This window comes from Kribbella turkmenica, assembly GCF_004348725.1.
Taxonomy (GTDB): Bacteria; Actinomycetota; Actinomycetes; order Propionibacteriales; family Kribbellaceae; genus Kribbella; species Kribbella turkmenica.
On record NZ_SMKR01000227.1, the window covers coordinates 1 to 9,745 of the forward strand.

Genomic DNA, 9,745 nt, shown 5'->3' on the forward strand with positions numbered 1-9,745 from the left:
CCCGAAGACCTTGCCGCCGCCTCCGACCACCTCCCGCTGCTGATCGAGCTGACCGGATGAGGAAGCGGACCGTCCCTCAGGTGACCCGTGCGCGGAGGAAGTCGCCGAGGGCGTCGGCGACCTGCCGTGGCTCCTGCAACCACGGCAGGTGGCCGGTGCCGGCTTCGACGAGCGAGGCGTTGGGCAGCGAGTCGACGATCCGGCCCGCGGCGGTCAGGTCGGCGACGAAGTCGTCGCGTCCCCAGACGAGCAGAACGGGCTGCCGGATTTCGCCGAGCTCCTCCGCGGAGAACCACAGGCGCCTGTCGGCGAAGCATCCGGGCCATTCGACGAAACGCTGCACCATGTGAGCCATCCCGCCTTCTGCGTTCGGCAGTCGCAGAGCTTCGGTGAAGGCCGCCACCAGGGTGTCGTCGAGTTGCGCCGGCGGGTCGCCCATCCGCCGGAAGAAGCGGCGAGTGGACCGGGGTGAGGGTGGGGACAGGCGCTGCATCAGGCTCGCGATCCAGGGCACCGACAACGGACCGAAGATCCGTGGCAGCCGTGGGGTCAGCAGTCCGGGCGGAGCACCGATGGCCGCGACCGCCGACACCCGCTCCGGCAGGTCCACGGCCGACCACAATGCCCAGAGACCGCCCAGCGAGTTGCCTGCCAGCACGGCGCGCTCGGCCCCGAGCGCATCCAGGAGTCGCTCCACGAACCCCACGGCATGAGCTCGCAAATCGTCGACCATCGCGTAGTCGAGTGGGTCGGAGAGCCCGTGGCCGGGACGATCGACGAGATATGCCTGGACGCCGGCGAGCTCGGCGACCAGCGGGACCCAAACGGCCGAGGTCGCGGGTGTGCCGTGCAGGAAGACCACCGGATCCCCGGCGCCGGCCCGCGCGACGAACGTCCGGCCGCCGACTCCGATCCTCGGATAGGACGGGTACGCCGTGACGCCGTAGGCCTGCAGGAGGTCGTCGTACGCCCGCGCGTAGCCGTCGTACGCCCGATCGCGGTATCCGGATCCGCAGATTCGCGGGGTGGCTTGGTGGTTCTGCATCGTGCCCTCCAATTCATCGGGAATTGGGCGGAGCATGCGATCGATCGGGTCTCACTCACCAGGTCATTCCGGGCTCAGTTTCGAGCTCCTGCCGCCACAGGTCGGCGGCAACCCGCTCCACGCCGCGGTTGAGATGCCGCTTGAACGTGCTCAACGGGAGGCCCAGCAGTTCGGCCGCACGTTCCTGGGTGGCAGCCGGGCGGAGGTAGGTCCGGTCGAGTGCGCGGTGCAGCTTCTGGTCCCGTTCCGTGTCCGCGAGCCGGCCGACAGCGCGGCGTACGACGGCGCCGAGCAGGTCCGCGGGGTCGCCGGGACCCCCGTGCCCGCGGATGAGCGCCGACCGGGTGAGCGGATTGCGCGAGAGCGCGTCCCGGCGATGGAGGTCACGAAGGGCGGCCCGGACAGCCAGGCCGAAGTCCGGTTCGGACAACAGCACCGGTTCGGCACCCGGCCGGTCCAGCGGCGCCGGCTCGCCGGCGAGGTCGCGGTCGAACATGATCCGCAACCAGTCGTCCAGCGGCAGTCGCCGCAAGTCGCGGACGAACAGGCCGTACTGCCGGCCGCCGACCGCGAAATCGGCATCCGCGGCGCGCCGGATCTCGTAGAACGCGAAGAACTCCTCCCGCCGGGCAGGATCGTGGAAGGTGAGGAAGTCCGCGGCCAGCCGTGGCGTCCGCAACCAGTGCTGGATCGACACCACCGGGCCGAGGTTGATTGTCGGCGAGGGATCCTGGTACGCCTCGCCGTCCACGCAGAACCGCCACTGCGTCACCAGGTCGTCCGGGCGGCGGCGGACGTTCGCCCGGGCGAACCGGACCGCCGCGAGCGCGCCGGGGTCGACGGCCAAATCGTCGGGTGTGGCCAGGGTCAGATCGATGCACGCCAGCACCCCGCGGACACGTCCGTCGTGATGACGCACGATCTGGAATCCGGCCGGCTGACGCTCCCACCAGTGCGCCGCGATCGTCGCCGACTCGGCGCCCTCCCACCGCCGGATCAGCTCGAGGACCGCCGCGCGATCATCCGGTTGCGCCGTTTCCGGGTAGTGACGGCCGAAGCTGTCCCAGTCGGTCCAGACCCGACCGGTCCCCTGGTGGCGGTGCAGGTACTTCGCGTCGTACAGGGCGCGCTGCTGCCGTCGGCCGCTGGTGGTGCGCAGCCGGGCGAGAATGTGGTTCTGGAGCCGGCGGAAGATGCGGTCGTAGCCCTCCGGGTCACGCCAGCGGAGATCGGCGACGAGCACGTCCCGGGCGAGGTCGTGCGGTGCGATCCCGTCCGGCCCCGACTCGACGAACGAGAGCCCCCGCAGCCAGCCGAACAACTCGTGCGCGTCGTCGACCCCGAGACCGTCCCGGAGCAGCGCCTCGGTCGTCGTGCGGGCCAGGGCGCAGATCTCGAGCGCGCCCCGCTGCGGCCCGGTCGGGAGTACGTCGACGAAGCGTCGGAGCAACGTCGCGACGAGGTCCGGCGTCAACGGGTCGTCGTCCACAGCCTCGCCGCCGACGTCGACCAGATCGGTGAGCAGAGACAGTCCCAGCGGATGACCATGGCTCACCTCGAGCACACGAGTCTGGCGGTCGTCCGGTACGCCTCTCATCCGCAGATAGACGCGGGCGTCCTCCCGGTTCAGGTTGCGCAACGCGAGGACGTGCAGGAGCTCACTCCAGCCCGGATCCTCCGTCCATGCGGAAGCCGGCGGCAAGCGTCCGGCCAGGACGGTGAGTACGCCGTCGGGTAGCCGCGGCAGGAAGTCCTCGCGGAACCAGTCGTCGAGCAGGCCCAGTTGCTCGTAGGTGTCGACGAGGAGCACGGTCCCGCTGCCCGGCAACGCGTCGGGCACGTCGTCGATGGACGCCGCCCCGATGCTGTCGAGCACCGCGCTGGCCACCGGCTCGAGGTCGCGTCCGTCCAGGGTCAGCACGGTGGCCCCGAGTGATGTCGCCAGGTCGGCGTAGCTGCGGAGCAGACTGGTCTTGCCGATGCCGCCCGGGCCGTGCACGTAGAGCACACCTGTGGAGCCGGCCAGTGCGGTGCGGAAGCATCCCAGTTCGGTCCGGCGTCCGGCAAATGTCCGCCGCCGTCGGTCCGCCAGCAGCGCACCGACGGTTCCGGTGGCGGGTTCCCCCTCGCGCATGACCTCACTGTAGGGCTGCGCCGGCGTCATGACGCCAGGAACCGGTTGACTTCGGTGACCAGGACGGGCCAGGCGGGTTCGTGCTCGGTGACGATGTGGTTCGCGCTGTCCAGGTAGACGAGGCGGCTGCCTGGAATGAGTCTGGCGAGCTCGAGAGCCTGTGACTCAGGGACCCGGATGTCGCCTCGGGAGTGCACGATCAGCGTCGGGCAGCGCACCTTCGGGGCGACAGCCGCGACGTCGATGTGCGCGAACGCGTCGAGAAAGCGGACCACGTTCTCCACCGACGTGGTCGCGCGCTGTAGTTCGTTGAAGGCGTTCCAGGTCTCCCGGGGAGCGTCCGGCAGGAACTGGCTGGCGAACACCTGCCGGAACGCCGCATCGTCGCGGCGCCAGCTGACCCGGCCGAGCGCGAGGTCGAGGGACGCCTCCTGGCGTTCCTCTTCGGACCGCGCGCGGGTGAGCCGGCCCCGGCAGTAGGCGCCGATCAGGACGAGTTGCGTGACCCGGTCGGGGTGCAGGGCGGCGTACTTGATCGCTACCGCGCCGCCCTGGGACACGCCGAGCAGTGGGAACCGGTCCACCCCGGCCGAGTCGACCACGAGCTCCAGGTCCTCCACCCAGGCGTCGAGGCCGAACTCCGTCACGTCCCAGTCGGAGAGGCCGCAGCCGCGTTCGTCGTACCGGATCAGGCGATGGGCGCCGGCCAGCCATTGGATCCAGTGCCGCCAGATGACGCTGCTCCACTCGTGGTCGAGGTGGGTCAGCCAGTTCGCGGCCTTGACCAGCGGCGGCCCGTCACCGCACAGCGCGTAGGCAAGCCGCACGCCGTCCGGTGAGTCACAGTAGTGGATCTCCTGGGTCAGACACGCTGCCGGCAGCGGGCCGGGTTCCCCGATCACCTCGACGCGGGCGACGAAACGGTACCCGACGCCGTGCACGGTGGTGATGACTTCCTGCCTCTGCCCGTCGTCGCCCACCGCCCGGCGCGCGTCCTTGAGCCGGCTGGTCAGGGCCGAGTCGCTGATGAACCGGTTGCCCCAGACAGCATCGAGAAGCTCGAGTTTCGGTACGACGCGGTCCCGATTCTCGATCAGGTGGACGAGGACCGCGAACACCTGCCGCTCCACGCGCACCTGACCGTCACCCCGCCGGAGCACGAATCCGCGGGGATCCAGTTCGCAGTCCTGGAACCGGTACATGACCAATGCCCCCTCTGATCGAGAGTGTGCCACGATCCGGCCGACCCGTCTCCAGCCCGTCTCGGGACGCTCTGCAGAACTTCTTCATGACTGGCGTGCGTCCTGGCTGGCACCTTGATCCGACAGCGGACGGCCAGGGAGGGCCGCCATTCCACAAGGGGGAAGTCAGTATGACCAAGGACCGACCGGGCCACGCCATCGTCATCGGCGGAAGTATGGCCGGCATCCTGACCGCGCGGGTCCTGAGCGACCACTTCGGTCAGGTCACCGTGATCGAGCGTGACCGGCTGCCCGACGGCCCGGACGTCCGCAAAGGGGTTCCGCAGGCGCGCCACCTGCACGCCTTCTGGGCCGGGGGCATGGACATCGTGGAGCGGCTGCTCCCCGGGGTCGGGAACGATCTGCTGGCGGCCGGCGCCGTACCTCTCGACCTGCCGACGGACGTGGCCTGGCTGACTCCGGCCAATCGCTGGACCCACCCGTTCCCCGGGACCCAGCGGGTGACGTCGGCCACCCGTTCGCTGCTCGAGTGGACCGTACGGAGCCACGTCACGAAAGTGGGCAGCATCAGCTTCCGCACCGAGCAGGAAGTCACCGGGCTGCGGCTCGGTCCGGCAGGGGAGGTGTCGGGGCTGACGCTGCGAAGCCGGTCCACGGGAGCCACGGCCGATCTGTACGCCGACCTCGTGATCGACGCCAGCGGGCGCGGCTCGAAGCTGCCCGAATGGCTCGGTGAACTGGGGTTCGGCGCGCCTGAGGAGAGCACCGTCGACTCTCACCTCGGCTACGCGACCAGGTTGTTCGAGATCCCGGCCGGCTTCAGCGCGCGCTGGAAGGCGGCCTACATCCAGAACGCACCGCCGGCGGAGCCGCGGGGCGGGATCATGTTCCCGATCGAGGGGAACCGCTGGGTGCTCACGCTGATCGGTGGCGGCGGCGACTACCCGCCGACCGACGAGGACGATTTCCGCGCCTTCGCCGCCAGCCTGCGCAGCCCACTGCTGTCGGACGTGCTGGACGTCGCCGAGCCGATCTCGCCGATCTGGGGCTATCGCCGGACGGGCAATCGCTGGCGCCACTACGAGAAGATGGCGATGCCCGGCAGGTTGCTCGTGGTCGGCGACAGCCTCTGCGCCTTCAACCCGGCGTACGGGCAGGGCATGACGGTCGCGGCCAAGGAGGCCGAGGTGCTCGCGGGCATCCTCGCCGACTGCCGCTCAACCGCGGACCTGCCGCGCGCTCTTCGCGGCGCCCAACGGGCGATCGCGACCCGGGCCAGGGGACCATGGATGCTGGCCACCGGCTCCGACCTGCGCTACCCGAACACCGTCGGCGCAACCCAGACACGGATGGACCGAGTGGTCAACACGTACCTGGACCGCGTGCTGGCCAGAGCCTCCGACGACCCGGTGGTGAGCGCCGCCTTCCTCCGCGTGCTGAACATGATCGACGACCCCCAGGCACTGTTCTCACCCCGCCTGATGCCGCGTGTCCTTCTCGGTCGCCGCCGCATCACTGCGGTCCCCAACGACTTCGTGGTCGCCCAGCGGTTGTCCGCCGTACCTGTGGGGCAGTGGTGAACGGCCTGTGTTCGCTGCTGGGGGTCGAGGCGCCGATCGTGCTGGCGCCCTTCGGCCCCTGGGAGGAGGTCGAGCTCGCGGCCGCGGTCTGCAACGCGGGCGGCCTCGGTAGCCTCGGGACCGCACTGCGCAGCACCGACGAGCTTCGGCAGCAGTGGCGCCGGCTTCGGGAGCTGACCGACCGGCCGTTCGCCGTCAACCACACCGGGCGTCCGCTGAACCAGGAGGCGTTCGACGCCACGCTCGAGGCCCGCCCGGCCGCCATCTCCTTCCACATGGGCATCCCCGCCGACCTGATCGCCCAGGCGCACGACCAGGGGATCAGCTGGATCCAGGCGGTCGGCGACGTCGACGCGGCCGACATGGCGCTCGAGGCAGGCGCGGACGTCCTCATCGCTCAGGGCACCGAGTCCGGCGGGAACGCGGGCTGGATCTCGACCCTGGTCCTGGTCCCCGCGGTGGTCGATCTCGCCGGTACGACGCCTGTCGTCGCCGCCGGCGGGATCGCGGACGGGCGGGGGATGGCGGCCGCCCTCGCCCTCGGCGCCCAAGGGGTGAGCCTGGGCACCCGCTTCCTGGCCACCACCGAGATGACGATCGACCAGGCGTGGAAGGACCGGATCGTCGCGGCGCACGCCCGGGACGCGGTCAAGGTCGCGAACGCCGACCGCGCGTTGCCGCCGTTCAACCTCGCACAGGTCGGCGCGCCGTTCGCGCCACGGGCCCTGCGAACTCCGCTCGTCGACCAGCTCGAGCAGGACCCCGACAGTCTGGACCCACCAGCTCTGGCGGCCCGCGTCCGAGCTGGTGTCCTCGCCGGCGGTGGGCACGACCTGCTGCCCTTCACCGGCCAGTCCGCGGAGCTGATCCACGACATCGTGTCCGCCGCGGAGGTGGTGTCCCGGTTGATGACCGAGTGCGCCGCGGCGCTGCACCAGGCGGAGACGGTCCTGCCGTCGGGTGCATCGATTGCCCCGATGGGCCAGACGTGATGACGGAGAACAGATTCCGGAACCTGCTTCACCGCCGCAGCAGAGCACCTCGGAGGGACAGGACCTGACTGTTCCAGGGCTGGCAGCGCTTCGGCGGGACCGCTAGAACCTGCGGCGGTTGAGAAAGGCGAGCATCGCCTCCTGGGCGGCGGGGGAGCCGAACAGGCTCGCCGAGAGCTCGGCGAGCTCTTTGCCCCGGGCATCGATGTCGGCGAGGAGGTCGCGGTTGAGGAGTCTCTTGGTCTCGCGCAGCCCCTGGGGCACGCCCTTCAGCAGTGACTCCAGCATGGTCGCGACCGCGGAGTCCAGGTCGTCGTCGGGGACGGTGAGGGTGACCAGTCCCAGAAGGGAGGCCTCCAGACCGTCGAAGGTGTTCCCGGTGAGGAAGGTGTACGCCGCGGCCCGGTCGGTCAGGCGGGGGATGACGGTCAACGAGATGGTCGCCGCCGCCAGCCCCAGCCGCACCTCCGTGAGCGCGAACGTCGAGCCCGTCGCCGCGACACTGATGTCCGCCGCCGCGACGATGCCGATTCCGCCGGCCCGGACCGGGCCGGCGACCCGCGCCACCACCGGCTTGGGGTTGGCGACGATCGCCCGCTGGACGTCGACCATCCGCTGGGCGCCGACACCCATGCCGACAGTGGTCGCCTCGGACAGGTCGGCGCCGGAGCAGAAGACGTCCAGCGCGGACCGGATCACGATCACCCGGGCGGCGTCGTCCGCCCCGGCCGCCTCCAACTGCTCCAGCAACTCACCGGTCAGCTGCTGGGAGAGGGCGTTCTTGTTGTCCGGCGAGTCGAGCGTGACCGTCGCCACGCCGTCGGCAACCTCGAGGTGCACCAGTTCGGTCATGTGCACATCCAACACCCACTGCGGCCTCGCGGCTGTCATCGGCCGCACAGACTCAGGACTCCGGCGGGGGAGCGGTCGGCCCGAGCGGGTCCGCGTGCCGGTGGACGATCTTCCAGTCGCCGTGCTCCTTGCGGAACACCACCGTCGCCCGGAGCACGTGCGGCGTCGGCTCCGGCCGGTGCACGTACTCGACCGTACAGCGCTCGATCGCGACGTAGTACGCCGTGTCCGAGCTGACGTGCTTCTCGAGGTACTCGAACTCGACCTTCGCGTCACTCGGCCGGAACTGCGCCGCCGCCCACTCGTACCGCGGACCGACCCGGGCCCAGCCGACCTCGTGGCCGCCGAAACCGCCGAAGATCGAGGTCCGCTCGCTGCGGGACACCAGCGGCATCCACAGCGACGCGTCTCCGTTGACGAAGGCGGTGTTGGCCTTCTCGTACTCGCGCAGGAAGGACTCGAAGCTCTGGCTCATTTCCCGTCAGCGTACGACGGCGAGAGTTCACGGGCGAGGTGCTCGATGAACAGGCCGACGTCGGTGACGATGCCGCGGGCCTGGGACGAGCCGCGGTCGGCCAGCTTGGTCACCGTGGCCGGGTTGATGTCCACGCAGGTCAGCGGGATGGACGCCGGCAAGATGTTGCCTGTAGCAACCGAGTGCAGCATGGTCGCTGCCATCAGGCAGTAGCCGACCCCGGGCAGTTCGGCGCGCATCGCCCGCTGGCCCTCCAGGACGTCGGTATAGACGTCCGGCAGCGGCCCGTCGTCACGGACCGACCCGACCAGGACGAACTTCCGGCCCTTCTTCACCAGCGCGTGCATCACCCCGGAGGTGAGCACCCCCTGCTCGACCGCGGCCGCGATCGAGCCCGCCTTGCGGATCGTGTTGATCGCCCGGATGTGGTGCTCGTGGCCGTGCTCGACACCGCGGCCACGGGCCAGGTCGACGCCCAGTGACGTCCCGTAGAGCGACGACTCGATGTCGTGGGTGGCCAGCGCGTTCCCGGCGAAGAGGACGTCGACGAAACCGGCCTCGACCAGCGCGACCATGGCCGGCGCGGCGCCCGTGTGGACGATGCCCGGGCCACCGACCCAGAGCACCTTCTGGCCGTTCGCCTTGGCCTCGCGCATGCCGTCGGCGACCTGCTTGACCAGCACGCGCTGCGGCTTCTCGCTGGAGACGTCGGACTCCATGAAGCCGAAGCCCTCCTCGGTGTTCACCACGATCGGCGGTGTGACCTTGACGCCCTGCGCGCTGGTGATGATCCTCATGCCGGCCCGGACGTCGGACATCGGGATCGTCCGCACGGTCTCACCGTCGACCAGCAGCCCGCAGTCCATCTCGGGATTCTGGACGGGCACCCAGCGGCCGCCGAGCCGGACGCTCGTGGGCAGGTTCGTGGTGGAGTAGAAGCCGTCCGGGAACACCCCGTCGGTGGACACCGCGGTGATCTCCGGCGTACCGGGATCGACCAGGTTCGCACCCTTGGTCTGGATCCGCATCAGCAGCCGCTGCAGGGACTCCTCGTCCTCCGCGCCGACCGTCATCCGGACGGTGGACGGGTCGTCCTTGTCGTAGCCGAGGTCGAACTTGTCCAGCGTGTACTCGCCGCCGTACCCGCGGATGTCGTCCAGGACCCGGGACAGCAGCCCGGAGTCCATCAGGTGGCCGGTGATCTCGACGGTCTCGGTGACCTGCACGGGTACCCTCCCTCGGAGCAGTCGTCGGATTGTCCGACGATCCGCACTCTAGCGTGCCGATGTGACACATGCTTCACCCGGCTCACCGTGCGGTACAAGGGGTCCGGCTAGATGTGATGTCCAGGGAGGTTGCCCCGCTTGGCGGCGGTGAGTCGGGCTGACAGGTGAAGGCCTCCGGTTGTGAAGTGGAGCTGTCTAGTTCACCGCTTCACCAACCGGAGGCCTTCGTGTCCCACGCT

General features: G+C 70.1%; 8 protein-coding genes. 2 read left to right on the top strand and 6 right to left on the bottom strand.

Annotation, left to right across the window (positions count from 1 at the left end; translation table 11 throughout):
* Nucleotides 1–76: 76 nt before the first annotated feature.
* The 3 genes from E1218_RS32880 to E1218_RS32890 are packed head-to-tail and all read right to left on the bottom strand — an operon-like array spanning nt 77 to nt 4,381.
* Nucleotides 77–1,045 carry an alpha/beta fold hydrolase gene (locus tag E1218_RS32880; protein ID WP_165949521.1) on the bottom strand — a complete coding sequence of 323 codons (969 nt, stop codon included), beginning with the start codon at nt 1,043–1,045 and terminating at the stop codon, nt 77–79.
* Between the two features lie 55 nt (nt 1,046–1,100).
* Entirely contained in the window at nt 1,101–3,179 is a 2,079-nt protein-coding gene (locus tag E1218_RS32885) for an ATP-binding protein (RefSeq protein WP_132326949.1), read from the bottom strand.
* A gap of 26 nt (nt 3,180–3,205) precedes the next feature.
* A complete protein-coding gene (locus tag E1218_RS32890) occupies nt 3,206–4,381 on the bottom strand; it encodes an alpha/beta fold hydrolase (protein WP_132326950.1) in 1,176 nt (391 codons plus the stop codon).
* Nucleotides 4,382–4,551: 170 nt separating this feature from the next.
* On the opposite strand from E1218_RS32890, the gene E1218_RS36840 reads away from it, so the two are divergent.
* Both E1218_RS36840 and E1218_RS32900 read left to right on the top strand, forming a co-directional pair.
* The gene (locus E1218_RS36840; protein WP_202866318.1) at nt 4,552–5,961 is read left to right on the top strand and encodes an FAD-dependent oxidoreductase; all 1,410 of its coding nucleotides are present in this window, start codon (nt 4,552–4,554) and stop codon (nt 5,959–5,961) included.
* The gene (locus E1218_RS32900) at nt 5,955–6,953 is read left to right on the top strand and encodes an NAD(P)H-dependent flavin oxidoreductase (protein WP_202866319.1); all 999 of its coding nucleotides are present in this window, start codon (nt 5,955–5,957) and stop codon (nt 6,951–6,953) included. The genes E1218_RS36840 and E1218_RS32900 overlap by 7 nt, the downstream gene beginning before the upstream one ends.
* Before the next feature lie 102 nt (nt 6,954–7,055).
* Here the strand turns inward: E1218_RS32900 and E1218_RS32905 are convergent, their stop codons facing one another.
* From E1218_RS32905 to E1218_RS32915, 3 genes are read right to left on the bottom strand one after another with little or no spacing between them, the layout of a single operon-like run.
* Entirely contained in the window at nt 7,056–7,805 is a 750-nt protein-coding gene (locus E1218_RS32905; RefSeq protein WP_132326953.1) for an enoyl-CoA hydratase-related protein, read from the bottom strand.
* Nucleotides 7,806–7,857: 52 nt separating this feature from the next.
* The gene (locus E1218_RS32910) at nt 7,858–8,280 is read right to left on the bottom strand and encodes a YybH family protein (protein WP_132326954.1); all 423 of its coding nucleotides are present in this window, start codon (nt 8,278–8,280) and stop codon (nt 7,858–7,860) included.
* Nucleotides 8,277–9,506: an ornithine cyclodeaminase, nickel-pincer nucleotide-dependent gene (locus tag E1218_RS32915; protein ID WP_132326955.1), complete on the bottom strand. Its 1,230-nt coding sequence runs from the start codon at nt 9,504–9,506 to the stop codon at nt 8,277–8,279. The genes E1218_RS32910 and E1218_RS32915 overlap by 4 nt, the downstream gene beginning before the upstream one ends.
* Nucleotides 9,507–9,745 lie beyond the last annotated feature (239 nt).